At 72.3% G+C, this 18,042-nt stretch carries 18 protein-coding genes; 12 read left to right on the top strand and 6 right to left on the bottom strand.

All coding sequences use genetic code 11. The features are described from left to right. Nucleotides 1–114: 114 nt before the first annotated feature. The gene (locus AB0C96_RS36305; RefSeq protein WP_362923636.1) at nucleotides 115–891 is read right to left on the bottom strand and encodes a polysaccharide deacetylase family protein; all 777 of its coding nucleotides are present in this window, start codon (nucleotides 889–891) and stop codon (nucleotides 115–117) included. Nucleotides 892–1,044: 153 nt separating this feature from the next. On the opposite strand from AB0C96_RS36305, the gene AB0C96_RS36300 reads away from it, so the two are divergent. From AB0C96_RS36300 to AB0C96_RS36285, 4 genes are read left to right on the top strand one after another with little or no spacing between them, the layout of a single operon-like run. Beyond that, the gene (locus AB0C96_RS36300; RefSeq protein ID WP_362923634.1) at nucleotides 1,045–1,752 is read left to right on the top strand and encodes a response regulator transcription factor; all 708 of its coding nucleotides are present in this window, start codon (nucleotides 1,045–1,047) and stop codon (nucleotides 1,750–1,752) included. Then, nucleotides 1,749–3,278, top strand: a complete 1,530-nt coding sequence (locus tag AB0C96_RS36295; protein WP_362923633.1) for an ATP-binding protein — start codon at nucleotides 1,749–1,751, stop codon at nucleotides 3,276–3,278. The genes AB0C96_RS36300 and AB0C96_RS36295 overlap by 4 nt, the downstream gene beginning before the upstream one ends. Further along, complete coding sequence (locus AB0C96_RS36290) at nucleotides 3,275–3,910, top strand: hypothetical protein (protein ID WP_362923631.1); 636 nt, start codon at nucleotides 3,275–3,277, stop codon at nucleotides 3,908–3,910. The genes AB0C96_RS36295 and AB0C96_RS36290 overlap by 4 nt, the downstream gene beginning before the upstream one ends. Nucleotides 3,911–3,937: 27 nt before the next feature. Continuing rightward, complete coding sequence (locus AB0C96_RS36285; protein WP_362923629.1) at nucleotides 3,938–4,339, top strand: DUF1992 domain-containing protein; 402 nt, start codon at nucleotides 3,938–3,940, stop codon at nucleotides 4,337–4,339. A gap of 21 nt (nucleotides 4,340–4,360) precedes the next feature. Here the strand turns inward: AB0C96_RS36285 and AB0C96_RS36280 are convergent, their stop codons facing one another. Next, nucleotides 4,361–5,638: a DUF4185 domain-containing protein gene (locus AB0C96_RS36280; RefSeq protein ID WP_362923627.1), complete on the bottom strand. Its 1,278-nt coding sequence runs from the start codon at nucleotides 5,636–5,638 to the stop codon at nucleotides 4,361–4,363. Nucleotides 5,639–5,810: 172 nt separating this feature from the next. Between AB0C96_RS36280 and AB0C96_RS36275 the strand changes: the two genes are divergently transcribed. The 4 genes from AB0C96_RS36275 (at nucleotide 5,811) to AB0C96_RS36260 (ending at nucleotide 11,492) form a co-directional block, all read left to right on the top strand. Then, nucleotides 5,811–7,688 (top strand): methylmalonyl-CoA mutase subunit beta, encoded by a 1,878-nt coding sequence (locus tag AB0C96_RS36275; RefSeq protein WP_362923625.1) that lies wholly within the window; start codon nucleotides 5,811–5,813, stop codon nucleotides 7,686–7,688. Then, nucleotides 7,688–9,898, top strand: a complete 2,211-nt coding sequence (gene scpA, locus AB0C96_RS36270; RefSeq protein WP_362923644.1) for a methylmalonyl-CoA mutase — start codon at nucleotides 7,688–7,690, stop codon at nucleotides 9,896–9,898. The genes AB0C96_RS36275 and scpA overlap by 1 nt, the downstream gene beginning before the upstream one ends. 10 nt (nucleotides 9,899–9,908) lie before the next feature. Further along, the gene (gene meaB / locus AB0C96_RS36265; RefSeq protein WP_362923623.1) at nucleotides 9,909–10,910 is read left to right on the top strand and encodes a methylmalonyl Co-A mutase-associated GTPase MeaB; all 1,002 of its coding nucleotides are present in this window, start codon (nucleotides 9,909–9,911) and stop codon (nucleotides 10,908–10,910) included. Between the two features lie 243 nt (nucleotides 10,911–11,153). Beyond that, the gene (locus tag AB0C96_RS36260) at nucleotides 11,154–11,492 is read left to right on the top strand and encodes a coenzyme f390 synthetase (protein ID WP_362923622.1); all 339 of its coding nucleotides are present in this window, start codon (nucleotides 11,154–11,156) and stop codon (nucleotides 11,490–11,492) included. Nucleotides 11,493–11,502: 10 nt separating this feature from the next. Here the strand turns inward: AB0C96_RS36260 and AB0C96_RS36255 are convergent, their stop codons facing one another. Then, nucleotides 11,503–12,402: a LysR substrate-binding domain-containing protein gene (locus AB0C96_RS36255; RefSeq protein ID WP_362923620.1), complete on the bottom strand. Its 900-nt coding sequence runs from the start codon at nucleotides 12,400–12,402 to the stop codon at nucleotides 11,503–11,505. Nucleotides 12,403–12,494: 92 nt separating this feature from the next. Next, on the bottom strand, nucleotides 12,495–12,941 hold the full coding sequence (locus tag AB0C96_RS36250; RefSeq protein ID WP_362923618.1) for an ATP-binding protein: 447 nt from the start codon (nucleotides 12,939–12,941) through the stop codon (nucleotides 12,495–12,497). Between the two features lie 265 nt (nucleotides 12,942–13,206). On the opposite strand from AB0C96_RS36250, the gene AB0C96_RS36245 reads away from it, so the two are divergent. Together AB0C96_RS36245 and AB0C96_RS36240 are read left to right on the top strand one after the other, a co-directional pair. Next, nucleotides 13,207–13,449, top strand: coding sequence for a DUF397 domain-containing protein (locus tag AB0C96_RS36245; RefSeq protein WP_362923642.1), 243 nt, complete (start codon nucleotides 13,207–13,209; stop codon nucleotides 13,447–13,449). A gap of 189 nt (nucleotides 13,450–13,638) precedes the next feature. Further along, nucleotides 13,639–14,547, top strand: a complete 909-nt coding sequence (locus tag AB0C96_RS36240) for a helix-turn-helix transcriptional regulator (protein WP_362923617.1) — start codon at nucleotides 13,639–13,641, stop codon at nucleotides 14,545–14,547. Nucleotides 14,548–14,563: 16 nt separating this feature from the next. On the opposite strand, the gene AB0C96_RS36235 is transcribed toward AB0C96_RS36240, so the two are convergent. Next, entirely contained in the window at nucleotides 14,564–15,379 is an 816-nt protein-coding gene (locus AB0C96_RS36235; RefSeq protein ID WP_362923615.1) for an SAM-dependent methyltransferase, read from the bottom strand. 403 nt (nucleotides 15,380–15,782) lie between these two features. On the opposite strand from AB0C96_RS36235, the gene AB0C96_RS36230 reads away from it, so the two are divergent. After that, the gene (locus AB0C96_RS36230; protein ID WP_362923613.1) at nucleotides 15,783–16,598 is read left to right on the top strand and encodes an ATP-binding cassette domain-containing protein; all 816 of its coding nucleotides are present in this window, start codon (nucleotides 15,783–15,785) and stop codon (nucleotides 16,596–16,598) included. A gap of 88 nt (nucleotides 16,599–16,686) precedes the next feature. Next, nucleotides 16,687–17,505 (top strand): class I SAM-dependent methyltransferase, encoded by an 819-nt coding sequence (locus tag AB0C96_RS36225; RefSeq protein ID WP_362923641.1) that lies wholly within the window; start codon nucleotides 16,687–16,689, stop codon nucleotides 17,503–17,505. 24 nt (nucleotides 17,506–17,529) lie between these two features. On the opposite strand, the gene AB0C96_RS36220 is transcribed toward AB0C96_RS36225, so the two are convergent. Next, nucleotides 17,530–18,012, bottom strand: coding sequence for a DUF6314 family protein (locus tag AB0C96_RS36220; protein ID WP_362923612.1), 483 nt, complete (start codon nucleotides 18,010–18,012; stop codon nucleotides 17,530–17,532). Nucleotides 18,013–18,042 lie beyond the last annotated feature (30 nt).

Raw genomic sequence — 18,042 nt, 5'->3', positions numbered from 1 at the left:
AAGCCGTACGCAGAAGCCGTACGCAGAAGCCGTACGCAGAAGCCGTACGCAGAAGGCCGTCGCCCCGGGGGCACCCCCGGGGCGACGGCCTTCTGTACGAGGGCGACGCGCCCGTCACCGCTTCGGGAAGCCGAACCCGTACCCCTGGAGCTTCATCCAGGGCAGCAGCCGGTCCAGCGACTCGACCGTCCGGGCGCGGTTGCCGCCGCCGTCGTGGAAGAGGACCGTCGGCCCGTTGCGGAGTTCGCCGCGCACCGTCGCCTCGATCGTCTCGACGCCGCAGCCCTCGAAGTCCTTGCTGTCGACGTTCCAGCCCAGCGGGCGCATGCCGTGGTCGGCGGCGAGCTTGCGGCTGTAGGGCGTGAACGCGCCGCCGGGGGCGCGGTAGTACTCGACCTTGGCGCCGCCCGCCGCGTCCTCGATCATCTTCTGTGCGTCGAGGATCTGCTGGGACTGGTAGCTCTCCGACTGGTGGTCCATGCCGGTGTTGTGGCTGACGGTGTGGTCGCAGAGCTTGTGCCCGGCGGCCACGACCTGCTTGACCAACTCGGGGTGGGCCTTGGCCTGCGGGCCGATCATGCAGAAGACCGCCTTGACGTCGTGCTTCTTGAGCACCTCGAGGACCTTGGGGGTCCACACCGGGTCCGGGCCGTCGTCGATGGTGATGTTGAGGCTGCGGCCGGGGCGGTCCGAGGCGTGCACGATGGACGGGTCGACCGGGGCGACCCGTGGCGCCCGCTGAACCTGCTGGTTGGCGTGGATGGTGTCCGCCTCGGCCGAGGAGGTGCCACCGAGCTGGCCCGAGGCGACCGCCCCCACGATCCCCAGCGACACCACCGCCGCCGCCACCACTCCGATGATGCCGCCCTCAATGCCGAAGCGCCGAGCCATCCCGATCCCCATCCCTCATTCCGCGCCGCTGTCCGTACCGGACGGAGACGGGCGTTGCGTGCGCCCGCCGCCTTCCACCACGACAGATGCACCTCGGGTCGGGCAGGCTGCTCCTGTTACCGATCCATCATGAAACTTATTGATACTGGACCCATGCCACGAGTACTTCTGATCGAGGACGACGCCGCCGTACGGGACGGGGTGACCCTTGCGCTACGGCGGCGCGGCCACGAAGTGGCGGCCGCGGCCAGCGGCGAGGAGGGGCTGACGGCCCTTCCGGTGTTCCGCCCGGACATCGTGCTGCTGGACCTGATGCTGCCCGGCAAGGACGGCTTCCAGATCTGCCGGCTGATCCGGGCCGAGCGGCAGCTGCCGATCATCATGCTCACCGCGCGCGGCGACGACCTGGACGTGGTGCTCGGGCTGGAGGCCGGGGCGGACGACTACATCGTCAAGCCGGCCCGCGGTGAGGTCCTCGAAGCGCGCATCCGTGCCGTGCTGCGCCGTACCGCGCTGCCCGCCGACGGCGCGCCGGCGGCCGCGGAGCCCGGGCCCGCGCCGGTCGAGACATACGGCGAACTGGCCATCGACCGGGCCGGTCTGGTCGTCGCCAAGGGCGGCCAGGACCTGGCGCTGGCCCCCTCGGAGATGAAGCTGCTGCTGTTCCTGTCCGCGACCCCGGGGCAGGTCTTCAGCCGCCAGCAACTGCTGGAGCACGTCTGGGAGCACAGCTACCACGGCGATGCGCGGCTGGTGGACGCCTGCGTCATGCGGCTGCGGACGAAGATAGAGGACACCCCGCGCAGCCCCCGGTACGTACAGACGGTGCGTGGCTTCGGCTACCGCTTCGGACCCCTGTGAGCCGCCTCGGCCGCCGGGTGCCGTCCCGCACGCTGTTGCGCGGACTGCGGGCCCGGCTCGTGGTGGGGTTCCTGGTGGTGGCCGCGGTCAGCGCGCTGACCACTGCGCTGCTGACCTACCGCGAGGCCCGTAACGCCATCCTCCAGCGCTCCCAGGACATCGCCGTCAACGATCTGCGGGCCCAGGTCAATTCGCTGGCGCCGGAGCTCACGGTGCCGCCGACCCAGGCGGACCTGGACAACTTCCGGGTCCAGTTGGAGCGCTCCGGAAAGTCCCGCGAATGGGATATTTCGGTGCATTATCGAGGTGTTCCGGACAGCGACGAGGGCGGGCTCCGGCGCAGCGTCGCCATACCCGCCGAGCTCAAGGCGTCGGTGGAGAAGCGCCATGTGCCGGCCTTCCAACGCATCGACCGGGGCGGCGACCCCTGGTTGCTGATCGGGATGCCGGTCCGGCAGTCGGACGGCGAGGCCTCGGCACTGTCGGTCTATGCCCAGCTGCCGCTGAGCGCCGAGGAGGCCAACGTCGAGGCGCTGGTGAGCGCCGCGCAGCGGGGCGCGCTGCCGGTGCTCATGCTCGCGGTGATCCCGGCGCTGCTCGCCGCGCGCGGGGTGCTGCGGCCCGTACGGGGGCTGCGGCAGGCCGCCGGGCGGATCGCCGAGGGCAAGCTGGACACCCGGCTGGAGGTCAAGGGCGGCGACGAACTCGCCGATCTGTCGCGGACGTTCAACGACATGGCGGCCCGGCTGGAGGAGAGCATGGCCGAGCTGCGCCGCCTGGAGGCCAACTCCCGGCGGTTCGCGGCCGATGTCTCGCACGAGCTGCGCACGCCGCTGGCCGCGATGACCGCGGTCACCGACGTGCTCGACGAGGACGCCGACTCCCTCGACCCCGACACCGCCTCCGCGGTACGGCTGATCAGCCAGGAGACCGGCAAGCTGGCGCGGATGGTGGAGGACCTGATGGAGGTCTCGCGGTTCGACGCCGGAGCCGCGGCGCTCCATCTGGACGAGGTGGACGTCGCCGAGACCATCCGCAAGACGCTTCAGGCCCGCGCCTGGCAGAAGCGGGTGACGGCGGAGCTGCCGGACGACGTACGGGCCAGGCTCGATCCACGGCGGCTGGACGTGGTGGTCGCCAACCTGGTCGGCAATGCGCTGCACCACGGCGGTGAGCCGGTCCGGGTGTTGCTGCACGCACCGGAGCCGGGTGCGGACCGGCTGCTGATCGAGATCTCCGACAGCGGCCCCGGCATCGACCCCGAGGTCCTGCCGCACGTCTTCGAGCGCTTCTACAAGGCGGACTCCGCCCGGGCCCGCTCGGAGGGCAGCGGTCTGGGCCTGGCCATCGCGATGGAGAACGTCAGGCTGCACGGCGGGACGATGCGGGCCGCCAACGCCCCCGAGGGCGGCGCGGTCTTCACGGTGGACCTACCGCTGCGGCCGGACGAGCCGGGCGGCGGAACGGAGACGGACGGGACGGACAGCACGGCAGGTGCCGACGCCGGGAAGGAGAACGACGGATGACCGCGATGGACACCCCGCACGATCGGCGTGCGGAGCGGGTCCGGCGACGGCTGCTCGGCGGCGTGGCCAGCGGCGCACTGGCCGGTGCACTGGCCGGTGCACTGGCCGGCTGCGGCATCGCGCCGACCGATGTGATCGACGCCGGCGAACCCGCGACCGGTGTGAAGTCGCCGGGCCAGCCGGCGGCCGACATCCAGCTGTTCTTCTACGGGCCGTCCGGGCTGCGCTCGGCGACCCGCCCGGCGAAGACCGCGGTCGACCCGGAGCAGGCCCTCCAACTGCTGATGGAGGGCCCGAACCACGCCGAGCGGATGCGCGGCCTGTCCAGCGTGCTGCCGAAGTTCCCCGGCCCGCTGACGGTCACCACCGGCGAGGGCAAGGTCGTGATCACCCTGCCGATGAACGTCAAGCTGCTGGACTCCGCCTCGATGAACCAGCTGGTGTGCACCGCGGCCAACGCCCGGGTGCCCGGCAACCGGGCGCCGGAGAAGGTCGCGGTGACGCTGGTGGGCGAGACGGTCCGGGTCGGCCCCATGGTGTGCGGCGGCAACAACGCCTTCCCGGTGGTCCAGCCGAGCCCGACCGGCACGTCCGGTGGCGGCACCCTCTCGGGCGACTCGGGCGTAGGCTGACAGACAGGCGCACCCTGGGAGACCGCGATGACCGAGCGCAAACCACCCGGCGTCACCTTCGAGACCTGGGTCGACAAACAGATCCGCGAGGCGACGGAGCGCGGCGACTTCGCCGACCTGCCCGGGGCCGGCAAGCCCCTGCCCCACCTCGACCGGCCGTACGACGCGATGTGGTGGATCAAGGAGAAGATGAGCCGGGAGCACCTCTCCTGCCTGCCGCCGAGCCTCGCCCTGCGCAAGGAGGCCGAGGACACCCTGGAGGCGGCGGCCGACGCCCCGACCGAGGCCGCGCTGCGCCGCATCCTCACCGCGCTCAACGAGCGGATCGAGGCGGCGCTGCGCACCCCGCTGGACGGGCCGCCGCTGAACCTCGTCCCGTTCGACATCGACCGGCTGGCCGGTGAGTGGCGGGAGCGGCACGGGAGTTGAGCGGAGCCGGCGGCATCCCCCTCACCGCGCCGACGGCGCCATCCGTACCCGTAGGAACCGGGGCCGATAGAGGTCCACGTCGCCGTTGAGCCGGGCGTCGGGCGGGATGCCGGGCGGGCCGAGCCAGTTGGTGTCGTAGCTGAGCAGCAGGCCCTTGCCGGTGGTGAACTCCGGGTGGGCCTGGGGGTTGTAGACGGCGACGTACCCGGGGTCGGCGGCGGGCGGGCGGGGCGGCGTGAGGTGGCCGTTCGGGCCGTGCCAGGGGCCCTGCGGCGCGCAGGACCAGTAGCTGGTGACGGTCCGCATCCCGGCCGCGCCGCCGCCCTGGGTGTCCATGGTGAACAGCACCCACGAGGGGCCGTCGGCGACGACGGTGAAGGCGCTGCCGACCGCGCGCCGGCCGCCGGCCCGCAGCACCGGCACCGCCCGCTCGGGACGTCGCTGCCAGTGAGCACCGTCCCAGAAGCGCCAGCCACCGCGGTCCGCGAGCCGCCCGGCCGGGACACGGGCGAGATAGGCGCTGGAGCCCGGTGCGGACGGCGGGTCGTCGGCCCCGAAGACATAGGTCCAGCCGTCGTCGTCGACCGCGGCGGCACCGTAGAGGACGCGCCGCCCCGGGTCGGTGACGGCACGCTGGCCGACCACGTCCCGGATGCCCTCCAGGCGCAGGTCGGGCAGCGAGAGGGTGGCGACCTCGGTGCCGCGCGGGACCCCGAACACCCACGGTCCGGTTCCGGGGGCGCGGTTCCACAGCAGCACCCGGACCACCTTCCCCCGGGCCCCGGGCGCACGGGGCTCCACGCGGGCGCGGACCGGCCAGCGCCAGCCGCCGTCCGCCGGGTCGGGGAAGAACGGGCCGGGGCCGGTCGCGGTGGTGCCGGTCAGGGTGCGCTCCAGCCGGCCCGTCCGGGACATCAGCACGGCGGAGTTGTGCCGGAGGTACGGGGGGCGCCCGTTGTCCGCGGTGCGCCAACGGCGGTTCTCCCCTTGGGGGTTGGGCGGTGGCTGGATCCGGTCGAGGAAGGTGTCGGAGAAGAGCCAGAGCGTCCGGCCGTCGGGGAGGCGCACCGAGTGGGTGCCGTCGCCACCGGTCCAGTCGTCCACCCGGGCGTTGTCGTTGCCGTACCGGGCGAATTCATCGGTTTGCCGGGAATCGGCCGACCAGGAGGTGATCCGACGCCCGGTGCAGCGCCCGGCAGGGTCCGGGGCGTCGGCTCCCCGTAGGGCCCCGACGAGCACGGCGGCGGCCAGGAGCAGCGCGGCGGCGGTCGTGGTGCGGGGGCTCGGCGCCTTGGACATCGCGCTCCTCTGGGGGTCCCCCTGCTCCTTGAGAGCTTGGGGAGGGTGCCGCGCCCACCGTAGCGAACCGGTCACCACCGCATAAATATGAACATCGATGAGAGACCAACGAGTGCAACGTCACAGCTGGAGCCCCTGCTCCAGCTAACGGTCGTTCGCTTAGCCTGCTGCCATGACCGCCGAGTCCCCCGAACTCCCCCTGGCCGCCGCCTTCCCGGAAGCCGACCGAGAGCAGTGGCAGCGCCTCGTCGAAGGCGTGCTGCGCAAATCGGGCGTCACAGCCGCAACGGGTGCCGCCGCCGAGGACGTGCTCGCCACGGATCTCCAGGACGGAATCCGCGTCCGCCCGCTCTACACCACCGAGGACGGCACGGCCGCCCCGGGGCACCCCGGTTTCCCGCCCTTCGTGCGGGCCGGCCGGCCCGAGGGCACATCCGTCGGCGGGTGGGACGTACGCCAGCGCCATGCGCAGACCGACCCCCGGCGCGCCAACGAAGCGGTCCTCGCCGACCTGGAGAACGGCTCCACCTCGGTCTGGCTGGCCGTCGGGGACGGCGGGGTCCCGGTGACCGGCCTGGCGGAGACCCTCAAGGGCGTCTACCTGGACCTGGCCGCGGTGGTGCTGGACGCGGGCGCCGACTTCGCCCCGGCCGCCGAGGAGTTGCTGCGGCTGTACGAGGCGTCCGGCGCGCCGTTGAGCGAGGCCGTCGGCTGTCTGGGCGCCGACCCGCTCGGCCTGCTGGCCCGCACCGGCGACGACAGCAAGCTGCGCGTTCAGCTGGAGGCGGCCGCCCGGCTCGCCGGACGCTGCGCCGCCGACGTACCCGGGATGAGGGCGCTGTCGGTGGACGCGCTGCCGTACCACGAGGCGGGCGGCTCGGCCGCCGAGGAGCTGGGCGCCTCGCTGGCCACCGGCGTCGCCTATCTGCGGCAGCTGACCGGCGCCGGTCTCGGCATCGACGAGGCGTGCCGGCAGCTGGAGTTCCGCTACGCCGCCACCGCCGACCAGTTCCTGACCATCGCCAAGCTGCGCGCGGCCCGCCGGCTGTGGGCGCGGGTCGCCGAGGTGTGCGGTGCCTCGCCGGAGGCCTCCGCACAGCGCCAACACGCGGTCACCTCCTCGGTGATGATGACCCGTCGGGACCCGTGGGTGAACATGCTGCGCACCACGGTCGCCGGGCTGTCGGCCGGTGTCGGCGGTGCGGACGCGGTGACGGTGCTGCCGTTCGACGCGGCGCTGGGCCTGTCCGACGCCTTCGCCCGCCGGATCGCCCGCAACACCCAGTCGGTACTGCTGGAGGAGTCGCACCTGTCGAAGGTGATCGACCCGGCGGGTGGCTCCTGGTACGTGGAGAGCCTCACCGACGAGCTGGCCCGCGCGGCCTGGGCGTACTTCCAGGAGATCGAGGGCGCGGGCGGTCAGGCCGCGGCGCTGCGCTCCGGAACGATCGCCGAGCGTCTGGCGCTCACCTGGGAGCGCCGCACCGAGGACCTGCGGCACCGCCGCGAACCGATCACCGGAGTCAGCGAGTTCCCGCACCTCGCCGAGCAGCCCGTGCACCGCGAGCCGGCCCCGGCACCGGTCGGCGGAGGGCTGCCGCGGGTGCGCCGCGACGACGCCTACGAGCTGCTGCGGTCGCGCTCCGACGCGCATCTGGCGACGACCGACGCCCGCCCGAAGGCCTTCCTGGCCGCCCTCGGCCCGGTGGCGGCGCACACCGCCCGGGTGACCTTTGCGGCCAACCTCTTCCAGGCGGGCGGCATCGAGACCGTCCAGGAGACCGTGGACGCGGAGTCGGTGGCCGAGGCCTTCGTCCGCAGCGGCGCGCGGATCGCCTGTCTGTGTTCCAGCGACGCGGTCTACGACGACCAGGCGACGGCGGTGGCGGCCGCGCTGAAGTCCGCGGGCGCGCTGCGGGTGCAGCTGGCCGGCAAACCGGGCGGGCGCCGCGAGGAATTCGAAGCGGCCGGCGTGGACACCTTCGTCTTCGCGGGCTGCGACGCGGTCGAGGTGCTGTCCTCGGCCCTGGACGTCATGGAGGTGGCGTGATGGTGCACATCCCGGACTTCACCGGAATCGAGCTGGGTGACCCCACCGCGGCCGGCACCCCGTCCGACGCCGGGCAGTGGGCCGCGGCCGTCGCCGAGGCCACCGGCAAGGGCGTCGAGGACCTGACCTGGGAGACGCCGGAGGGCATCGACGTCAAGCCGCTCTACACCGAGGCGGACCTCGACGGCCTGGACTTCCTGGGCACCTACCCGGGGATCACGCCGTACCTGCGCGGTCCCTACCCGACGATGTACGTCAACCAGCCCTGGACGATCCGGCAGTACGCCGGCTTCTCCACGGCCGAGGAGTCCAACGCCTTCTACCGCCGCAACCTCGCGGCGGGGCAGAAGGGCCTGTCGGTCGCCTTCGACCTGCCCACGCACCGCGGTTACGACAGCGACCACCCGCGGGTCACCGGCGACGTCGGCATGGCGGGCGTGGCGATCGACTCGATCTACGACATGCGGCAGCTCTTCGCGGGCATCCCGCTGGACAAGATGACGGTGTCGATGACGATGAACGGTGCCGTGCTGCCCGTTCTCGCGCTCTACATCGTGGCCGCGGAGGAGCAGGGCGTACCGCCGGAGAAGCTGGCCGGGACCATCCAGAACGACATCCTCAAGGAGTTCATGGTCCGCAACACCTACATCTATCCGCCGCAGCCGTCGATGCGGATCATCTCCGACATCTTCGCGTACACCTCGCAGAAGATGCCGCGCTACAACTCCATCTCGATCTCCGGCTACCACATCCAGGAGGCGGGCGCGACCGCCGACCTGGAGCTGGCGTACACCCTCGCCGACGGGGTGGAGTACCTGCGTGCCGGTCTGGCGGCCGGGATGGACGTGGACTCCTTCGCCCCGCGCCTGTCGTTCTTCTGGGCGATCGGCATGAACTACTTCATGGAGATCGCCAAGCTGCGCGCGGCCCGGCTGCTGTGGGCCCGGCTAGTGCAGCGTTTCGACCCCAAGAACGCCAAGTCCCTGTCCTTGCGCACCCATTCGCAGACCTCGGGCTGGTCGCTGACCGCGCAGGACGTGTTCAACAACGTCACCCGGACGTGCGTGGAGGCGATGGCGGCGACGCAGGGCCACACCCAGTCGCTGCACACCAACGCGCTCGACGAGGCGCTCGCCCTGCCCACCGACTTCTCCGCGCGCATCGCCCGCAACACCCAGCTGTTCCTCCAGCAGGAGTCGGGCACCTGCCGGGTCATCGACCCGTGGGGCGGCAGCGCCTACGTGGAGAGGCTCACCCACGACCTGGCGAAGCGGGCCTGGCAGCACATCGAGGAGGTCGAGGCGGCCGGCGGGATGGCCAAGGCCATCGACGCGGGCATCCCCAAGCTGCGGGTGGAGGAGGCCGCGGCCCGTACCCAGGCACGGATCGACTCCGGGCGACAGGCGTTGATCGGCGTCAACAAGTACCGGGCGGAGACCGACGAGGAGATCGAGGTCCTCAAGGTCGACAACTCCGCGGTGCGCGCCCAGCAGATCGAGAAGCTGAAGCGGCTGCGCGCCGAACGCGACGAGGAGGCCTGCCAGAAGGCGCTGCGGGCGCTGACCGAGGCGGCGAAGTCCGGTCCGGGCACGGGGCTTGAGGGCAACCTCCTGGCGCTGGCCGTGGACGCGGCCCGGGCGATGGCGACCGTCGGTGAGATCTCGGACGCCCTGGAGACGGTCTACGGGCGGCACTCCGGCCAGATCCGTACGATCTCCGGTGTGTACCGAGACGAAGCGGGTCCCTCCTCCGGTGTCGAGCGCACCCGGGCGCTGGTGGCCGAGTTCGAGCGCGCCGAGGGGCGCCGGCCGCGCATCCTGGTGGCCAAGATGGGCCAGGACGGCCATGACCGCGGCCAGAAGGTGATCGCCACGGGCTTCGCCGACCTGGGCTTCGACGTCGACGTCGGCCCGCTGTTCCAGACGCCGGCCGAGGTCGCCCGCCAGGCGGTCGAGGCGGACGTGCACATCGTCGGGGTGTCGTCGCTGGCCGCGGGCCACCTGACGCTGGTGCCGGCGCTGCGCGAGGCGCTGGCAGCCGAGGAGCGGGACGACATCACGATCGTGGTGGGCGGGGTGATCCCGCCGCAGGACGTCCAGCCGCTGCGCGACATGGGCGCCGCCGCGGTCTTCCTGCCCGGCACGGTGATCCCCGATGCCGCCCACGATCTGGTGCGGGACCTGGCGTCGGCACTCGGCCACGAGCTCTGAGCGGGGGGTCATGCCTGCGACGATCGATGTCGAACGGTACGCCGAGGGCGTTCGCGCGGGTTCCCGGGCCTGGATCGCCCGCGCCGTCACCCTGGTCGAGTCCACCCGGCCCGACCACCGGGCGGCGGCCCAGCGGCTGTTGATCGAGCTGCTGCCGTACTCCGGTGCGGCCCGCAGGGTGGGGATCAGCGGGGTACCGGGCGTCGGCAAGTCGACCTTCATCGACGCGCTCGGCACCCTGCTGACGGGGATGGGGCACCGGGTGGCGGTGCTCGCCGTCGACCCGTCCTCCAGCCGTACCGGCGGCTCCATCCTGGGCGACAAGACCAGGATGGAGCGGCTGGCGACGGACCCGGCGGCGTTCGTCCGTCCCTCCCCCACCTCCGGCACGCTGGGCGGTGTGGCGCGCGCGACCCGCGAGTCCATCGTGGTGATGGAGGCCGCGGGCTATGACGTGGTCCTGGTGGAGACGGTCGGGGTGGGCCAGTCCGAGACGACCGTCGCCAACATGGTCGACACCTTCCTGCTGCTGACGCTGGCCCGGACCGGCGACCAGTTGCAGGGCATCAAGAAGGGCGTGCTGGAGCTGGCGGACCTGGTGTCGGTCAACAAGGCCGACGGCCCGCACGAGCGGGACGCCCGGTCCGCGGCCCGCGAACTGGCCGGCGCGCTGCGGCTGTTGCAGCCGCCGGACGCGGTCTGGACGCCCCCCGTGCTGACCTGTAGCGCCCGCGAGGGCACCGGTCTGAAGGCGCTCTGGGAGCGGGTCGAACAGCACCGCTCCCTGCTGGAATCCACCGGGGCGCTGGCCGAGCGGCGCCGCACCCAGCAGGTCGACTGGACCTGGTCGATGGTCCGTGAACGGCTCATCGACCGGCTCCAGGAGCATCCGGAGGTCCGCCGGCTGGGCCCCGAGGTCGAACGTGCGGTGCGCGACGGCGAGCTCACCGCGACGCTGGCGGCGGAGCGGCTGCTGGCGGCGTTCGGGCTCGCGGACGGTGCCCACGGCTGACGCCCGGCGGCAGGTGCCGATCCGGCGTACGCCCCGCACCCCCGTTCCACTCCGGGAACGCCGGCCGCCAGCCTCGCGGCACCCAACTCAACGCGTATGTACTGGAGTTGGGTGCCGCGTCGCAGAGGTGAGGCACTCCGGGGTACTCATCTCCACACCTGAGTAGCAGCGCTCATGACGCCCCCGCGCCCGGCCCCGAGTATGTCGCATGACCGTACGGGCGGGATGATTCCAGCATCTTCCATGGGGGCCGTCATCGATACGCAGGACGTCGCACTGGGGCTGTACCACGACAATCCGCTGGCGGGGCTGATCGAGGACTTCTGCCTGGCGCCGGCCTCGGGCGGCGACCTGGAGTCCCGCCCGGTGATCCACGTCCAACTGCGGCCCGGCGTCGCGCTGTCGGCCGTCGAGGCCGACCGGCTGGCCAAGGCCTGCCAGCACGGTGTGCGCCGCCAACTTGCCGCGAACGCAAGGGACTTCCCTCATCTGTCGGTGGACTGCCCGTCGGTCCAGGAGCTCGCCATCGCGCTGCACCCGTACGGGACCGGCCCGTTCGCCGGCCCGAGCGGGAACGACTGACGCGGTCCACCTACGCCGTGTGCGCCCGTCGTGCCCGCTCGGCGAAGTGGGCGACGGCCAGGTCGCGGAACCGCCGCGCGGCCGCGGAGAGGTAGCCGTCCTCACGCCGGACCAGGCTCAGGGTCCGTACGCAGTCCGGGGTGTCGAGGCGCAGCCAGGCCAACGGCGCGCCGGCCAGCTCGGTGCGGGCGATCGAGGGCATCAGGCCGACGCCGAGGCCGGCCATGACCAGGAAGTGCGTGGCACCGGGCTCGTCACCCTCACAGGTGATCACCGGTCGCCGCCCGATGGTCGCGAACAGCTGCTCCAGCAGCGCGCGTTGCCAGTGTCCGGGCCGGGTGCAGATGAACGGCTCGTCGGCGATGTCGGCCACCGACGCCCGCTCCCGGTCGGCCAGCGGATGCCCGGCCGGCACGACGAGCAGCACCTCTTCGCGCAGCAACCGGACCGTGCCGAGTCCGGGTCCCGGCAGCGGCTGGGAGGCGATGCAGAGGTCCACTTCCCTCGACCGCAGCTGTTCGAGCATCACCTCCGGCGTGGACTGGAAACAGCGCACGGTCACCCCGGGGTGGGCCGCCCGGAAGCCGCCCAACAGCTCGGTGAACGGAAGCAGGGTCTCCGCGGCGACGGTGACCGTGCCACCGTCGAGCCCCGCGGCATCGGCGAGCTCCCTGCGGGCGTCGTCGAGTTCACCCAACGCCCGCTCGACCCGGGCGAGGAACGCGGCGCCGTAGCGGTTGAGCCGGATGGTGCGGCCCTGCCGGTCGAAGAGCGGCACCCCCAACTCGGCCTCCAGCCGGGCGATCGTACGGCTCACCGAAGGCTGGGCCACCCGGAGCTCCTCGGCGGCCCGGCTGATGTGTTCCCGGCGCGCGACCGCCCGGAAGTAACGCAAAGACAGGAGATCCATCGGCTCTACGGGCCCTTGGTCGGATGACGACGGCGACCCTGGAATGGTCACACACCCGCCCCCGGCACCCGGCCCCGTGTCGCCGACGGGCCTCAGCGGGGCAGCGACACCGTCGCCCACACCGTCTTCCCCGAGCCGTCCGGTGGCGTCCAGCCCCAGTCCTCGCTCAGCCGGTCGACGATGTGCAGCCCGCGCCCGGATTCGGCCAGCGGGTCGTGCGGCTTGACGACCGGAACGCCGGTGCCGGCGTCCGAGACCGCGCACAGCACGGCGCCGTCCTGCCGGGTCAGGGCGAGCCAGGCCGGGCAGAAGCCGCCCGGTGCGCCGGGAAAGCCGACGGGCCCGTTCCCCCCGCGCGTCGCGGTGCCGTACCGCAGCGCGTTGCTGACGAGTTCCGAGACGACCAGGGCCGTGTCCTCGGTGACTCCGGGACAGAGCCGCCAGCCCGTGAGGGTCGCCCGGGTGAACGTGCGGGCCTCGGTCACCGTACGGGCCGAGGCGCTGAGCGCGCAGGCGGCGAAGCCGTCGGGGCCGGGCATCCACCAGGTCTCCTCACACGGTTCGTCCCGAAGGGCATCGTGCACGGTCTCTGTCGGATGTGCGGTCATCAACGTCTCCGCGGAGAGGATTTCTGGTCTGGGCCGACGTGCCTCGGAGAGCTAATATCCTCGTCAACCGTCCGTTGATGCAAGTGCATCTGCAAGTACATCGGTAAGGACGGCGGCACAGGGGCTCGTTGACGCCGTCGTGGTCGCGGGCTCGGGAACGGTCTGAGGAGTGTCCTCCAGCAAGGGAGCAGCTGTTATGGAGTCGATGACCAACGGCATGCAGGCGACCGGTATCGAAGGCGCCGTCTGGCGCAAGAGTCGCCGCAGCAACCCCAGCGGCAACTGCGTTGAGCTGGCCGTTCTTTCGGACGGCACGGTGGCGGTCCGGAACTCCCGGTTCGCCGCGGGGCCGGCGCTGATCTACACCCGCGACGAGATGGCGGCCTTCGTCCAGGGCGCCAAGGACGGCGACTTCGACGACCTCGTCGCAGGCGACTGACGCATATGCCACCGCGATTGGCGCATATGTCGATCGAGTAGTCACCTCGGCTGTACGTACGATCGGGGCAATGGGACACTGGGCGTTCGCCCGACCACTCAGGGGAGTCAGGATGAGCGAGCGCCGCGAGCGAACCACTGCGAGGTGCGCGCCAGGCGCATGCGGGGCCGAGCGAAGCGAGGTTTCGGCATGAGTGCCGCGCAGTCGAGCAGCAGTCCTTCCCTGCGCCGCTACCTCGACCATCCGCGGGGCGGCCCGACCGTCCTGCGGATCGTGCTGGGCACCCAACTGCGACGGCTGCGGGAGGCCGCGGGCATCACCCGCGAGGCCGCCGGGGACGCCATCCGCGGTTCCCATGCGAAGATCAGCCGCCTGGAGCTCGGCCGGGTCAGCTGCAAGGAGCGGGACGTCGCCGATCTGCTGACGCTCTACGACGTCACGGACGACGCGCTCCGCTCCGACTTCCTCAAGCTGGCCCGCCGGACCAGCAGTCCGGGTTGGTGGCACCAGTACGGCGACGTGCTGCCCGGCTGGTTCGAGACACACCTCGGCCTCGAAGAGGCCGCCTCGGTGATCCGCACCTACGAGGTCCAGTTCGTGCCCGGCCTCCTACAGACGGCGGAGTACGCCCGGGCGGTGGCACAGCTCGGACATCCGGGCTCGGCACCCGAGGAGATCGAGCGGCGGGTACAACTGCGCGTGAAGCGGCAGGAGTTGCTCACGCTCGCGGACGCGCCACGGGTGTGGGCGGTGATCGACGAGGCCGCGCTGCGGCGGCCGCTCGGTGGGGCGGCGGTGATGGCGGACCAGCTCAGACATCTGCTGAAGATGGCCGAGCTGCCGAACGTCACCCTTCAGGTCGCACCGTTCAGCCTCGGCGGCCTGGCGGCGGCCGGTGGCCCGATCACCATCCTGCGGTTCCTGGAGCCGGATCTGCCGGACATCGTCTATCTGGAGCAGTTGACCAGCGCGCTCTACCTGGACAAGCGCGATGACGTCGATCACTACCTCGCGGTGATGGACCGACTCAGCGCCCAGTCGGAATCGCCGCGCGAGTCCCTGGCGATGCTGGAACGGCTGCTCGCAGAGCAGAACTGACCCGGCACGTCCCGCACTACGACGTGCGCGCCACCCCGCCGTACTCGATCCACTCCTGAGTGAGCTGCCTGGGGCCGATGTCCGCATCCGGCTTCCAGGTGGAGACCTCCACCAGACCCGGCTCCAGGACCTCCAACCCGTCCAGGAATCCGGCGAGTTCGTGCTGCTGCCGCACCCGACCCCAGTGCCCCTGGGTCTGCACCCGCATGAACTCGGTGACGAAGTCGCGCGTCGCCTTGTCCTCGCTCACCAACTGGCACACCACCAGGAAGCTGCCGGGTGCCAGCCGGTCGGCGACCCGCTTGATCAGACCGGCCGGGTCACTGGAGTCCGGGATGCAGTGCAGTACGGACACGAAGAGCGCGGCCACCGGCTGGTCGAAGTCGATCAGCCGCTCCACCTCGGGGCTGTCGAATATCCCGTCGGTGTCCCGCATGTCCGCCTGGATCACGACCGTGTTGGCGTTCTCCTCCAGCAGCGCCCGCCCGTGCGCCAGCACGATCGGGTCGTTGTCGACGTACACGACCCGCGCGTCCGGGTCCACGCGTTGAGCGACCTGGTGGACGTTGTCCTGCGTCGGCAGACCTGACCCGTGGTCGACGAACTGGCGGATCCCGTGCTCGGTGGCCAACCAGCGGACCACCCGCTGGAGGAAGCGACGGTTGTTGATCGCCAGCACCTGGGTGCTCGGCACCACCTTGCTCAGCTCTTCACAGGCCTCGCGGTCGACGGCGTAGTTGTCCTTGCCGCCCAGGTAGTGGTCGTACATCCGCGCCACGCTCGGGACGGTGACATCGACGGCGCTGGACTGCGGTTGGATCTCCTGGCTCATTCCACACTTTCCCGTCGCATCGGCAGCCACTTCAGCCATGGCGCACCACACTGACGCCGTTCCGTGTCGGAACGACCACGCGGCGCAGCGTCCAACATACCCACCGAGTGACGGATGTTGCAGATGAGCGACCGGGTTGCTGCGGTCAACGGCCGGGCCGCTGCGGCGGGTTGAGCGAGAGCGGAGGCGCGGGCGGGGGTGCGGGCGGGGGCGCGGGCGGGGGCGCGGGCGGGGCCACGGCACCGTGCGGCTCCCGGCACCCGACGCGCGCCGACCCCCGCCCCGCGTCAGCCCCCTTCTCATCGCCCTCTCACCCGGCGCTCAGCGCCCGGTCACACCGTGCCCCTACGGTCACCGAAGGCCCGTCGCGCACCCGGTGCGGCGGCCAGGAGGAGCGTGCACCATGTACCACCTGACCGGCGTGACCACGTACCACCGGAGCGGCCGGGACGGGGCCGCGGTGCCGATGCTGGACGGCGTCGGGCTCTACGTCGAGGACGGGGGCGGTCTGGTGGTCCGGGGCCCGGCCGGGTCGGGCACGTCCGCGTTGTTGCGCGTGCTCGGCGGGCTGGAGCGGCCGACCCGCGGCAGCGTGGTGCTCAACGGTACGGATCTGGCCATGGTGACGGAGTGCCGGCTGGCCCGGATCCGCGCGGAGTCGATCGGCATGGTCCTCGGCGGGAGTGGGCGCGGCAGCGGTGGCGGCGGGGCGGGGTCCGCGGGCCTCTTGGGGCGTTCGGAGCTCTGGCCCGGCCTCACCGCGCGGCAGAACGTGGCGAGCGCGCTGCTGCCGCTGCGGCTGCGTCCGGCCGACTGCCGGGAGCTGGCCGCGACGACCCTGGAGGAGGTCGGACTGGGCAGCCAACTCGACTGCGTACCAGGGGAGTTGGACCTCGGTGAGCGGAGGCGGGTGGCGCTGGCGCGGGCGCTGGTGAAGCGGCCGGCGGTGCTGTTGGCGGACCGGCCGACCGCGGGCCTGTCCGGCGCGGCCCGCGCGGGGATCGTCGAGTTGTTCGCGCGGCTGTGGAGCGAGCGCCGGATCGACTGCATCGTGGCCACCGAGGACGACGACCTCGCGCGGCAGGCACCCCGACTGGCGACGTTCTCGCGGGGGAGGGTCGCGTCCGTCGTACGGCAGGGTGGGCCGAGACCGGCCGTCGGTTCTGGTGGTGGCTGCGTCCCGACGGTAGAAGGGGTGGATGACCGCGGAGATGAGTGAGGCGAGTGCCGGGACGAGCGGGGCGGGCTCCGGGCGGGGTGGGGGCGCCGAGGGGCGGGCGGCGCCGGCGGCGCCCGGCGTCGAGGAGATGATCCGGGCCAACCAGGCGAACTGGGATGCCCGTACCCCGATCCATGTGGCCAGCGCGTTCTACGGGCTGGACGGTTCGCGCACCGCCGAGGACTGGTTCGCGCCGTTCGAGTGGGCGGATCTCGGTGATCTGGCGGGGCGGGAGGTGCTGCACCTCCAGTGCCACCTGGGTACCGAGACGGCCGCGTTCGCCGATCGGGGCGCGGCACGCACCGTGGGGCTCGACTTCTCCGCCGTCGCCGTCGCCGAGGCCCGGCGGCTCGCCGCCGCGGCGGGACGGGAGGTGGAGTTCGTCCGGTCTGACGTGCACCAGGCCGTGTCGGCGCTGGGCGGCAGCCGGTTCGACGTGGTCTACACCGGCAAGGGCGCGCTGTGCTACCTCCCCGACCTGGCCGCCTGGGCGGACGTCGTCGGCGCGCTGCTGCGGCCCGGCGGGACGCTGTACCTGGTGGAGTTCCATCCGCTGCTCGACGCCCTGGGGCCCACACCGGAGCCCGACCGGCAGGACCTTCTGCTCCGTCACGACTACCTGGCGGGACGCGGGCCCCTCAGGAGCGACACCCCGCACACGTACACCGACGGCCCGCCGGTGGCCGGGGCCACCACCAGTTACGAGTGGCGGCACGGGCTCGGGGAGGTGATCTCCGCCGTGGTCGGCGCGGGGTTGACCGTCCAGCAGGTGCGGGAGACCGAGCTGCTGCCCTGGAAGCGGTTCGCGTCGATGGTGCCGGCCGACAACGGCTGGTGGCGGCTGCCCCCGTCGGAGCCGATCATTCCGCTGCTGTACGCGCTGCGGGCGCAGAAGCCGGCGGGCTGAGCGCCCGGGCCGGCGGGCCGGGCCTCACCCGTCCCGTCGGTACACCGACCGCAGCAGCTGCTCCTTGGCCGGGCCCGCGACCCGCCACTCCAGGTGCCAGGCGCCGGCGGCGACGGCGGTGAAGGTCCCTTCGTAGCGGTCCTCGGCGCAGGGGTGGACAGCGGTCCACCGGCCGGTGCGGAGGTCGAGGTCGTGGAAGGGGCGGCCGTCGGCGAAGCGGACCTCGGCGGTGCCGTCCGAGCGGGGGCACAGGTGCAGGACGCGGTGCGCGGGGTAGTCCGTACCGCTCCAGGTCAGCCGCCCGGATTCGATGTGCAGCAGCGCGCCCGCCGGCACCGTCCGCTCCCCGGCGTCGCCGGCCGCGGCGGGGCGGAACGCGGCGGTCCCCCGGAAGCCGCCCTCCGCGCCGGCCCGCAGATCGTGCACCGTCCGCTCGATGCGCCAGGAGCCACGGAGGTACGCGGCGACATCGGGGACCGGGTACGGCTCCGGTTGGGTGGACGACATTCCCCCATTGTCGCGCCGGCGCCCGCCGTC

This window comes from Streptomyces sp. NPDC048506 (assembly GCF_040651315.1).
Lineage (GTDB): Bacteria > Actinomycetota > Actinomycetes > Streptomycetales > Streptomycetaceae > Streptomyces.
This window is presented reverse-complemented; position numbering and strand designations above follow the sequence as displayed.

Bases quoted from the DNA above. Each gene is read 5' to 3' on its own strand.
- AB0C96_RS36305 (WP_362923636.1), bottom strand. From the start codon at position 891: ATGGCTCGGCGCTTCGGCATTGAGGGCGGCATCATCGGAGTGGTGGCG.
- AB0C96_RS36300 (WP_362923634.1), top strand. From the start codon at position 1,045: ATGCCACGAGTACTTCTGATCGAGGACGACGCCGCCGTACGGGACGGG.
- AB0C96_RS36290 (WP_362923631.1), top strand. From the start codon at position 3,275: ATGACCGCGATGGACACCCCGCACGATCGGCGTGCGGAGCGGGTCCGG.
- AB0C96_RS36285 (WP_362923629.1), top strand. From the start codon at position 3,938: ATGACCGAGCGCAAACCACCCGGCGTCACCTTCGAGACCTGGGTCGAC.
- AB0C96_RS36280 (WP_362923627.1), bottom strand. From the start codon at position 5,638: ATGTCCAAGGCGCCGAGCCCCCGCACCACGACCGCCGCCGCGCTGCTC.
- AB0C96_RS36275 (WP_362923625.1), top strand. From the start codon at position 5,811: ATGACCGCCGAGTCCCCCGAACTCCCCCTGGCCGCCGCCTTCCCGGAA.
- scpA (WP_362923644.1), top strand. From the start codon at position 7,688: ATGGTGCACATCCCGGACTTCACCGGAATCGAGCTGGGTGACCCCACC.
- meaB (WP_362923623.1), top strand. From the start codon at position 9,909: ATGCCTGCGACGATCGATGTCGAACGGTACGCCGAGGGCGTTCGCGCG.
- AB0C96_RS36260 (WP_362923622.1), top strand. From the start codon at position 11,154: ATGGGGGCCGTCATCGATACGCAGGACGTCGCACTGGGGCTGTACCAC.
- AB0C96_RS36255 (WP_362923620.1), bottom strand. From the start codon at position 12,402: ATGGATCTCCTGTCTTTGCGTTACTTCCGGGCGGTCGCGCGCCGGGAA.
- AB0C96_RS36250 (WP_362923618.1), bottom strand. From the start codon at position 12,941: ATGCCCGGCCCCGACGGCTTCGCCGCCTGCGCGCTCAGCGCCTCGGCC.
- AB0C96_RS36245 (WP_362923642.1), top strand. From the start codon at position 13,207: ATGGAGTCGATGACCAACGGCATGCAGGCGACCGGTATCGAAGGCGCC.
- AB0C96_RS36240 (WP_362923617.1), top strand. From the start codon at position 13,639: ATGAGTGCCGCGCAGTCGAGCAGCAGTCCTTCCCTGCGCCGCTACCTC.
- AB0C96_RS36235 (WP_362923615.1), bottom strand. From the start codon at position 15,379: ATGAGCCAGGAGATCCAACCGCAGTCCAGCGCCGTCGATGTCACCGTC.
- AB0C96_RS36230 (WP_362923613.1), top strand. From the start codon at position 15,783: ATGTACCACCTGACCGGCGTGACCACGTACCACCGGAGCGGCCGGGAC.
- AB0C96_RS36225 (WP_362923641.1), top strand. From the start codon at position 16,687: ATGATCCGGGCCAACCAGGCGAACTGGGATGCCCGTACCCCGATCCAT.
- AB0C96_RS36220 (WP_362923612.1), bottom strand. From the start codon at position 18,012: ATGTCGTCCACCCAACCGGAGCCGTACCCGGTCCCCGATGTCGCCGCG.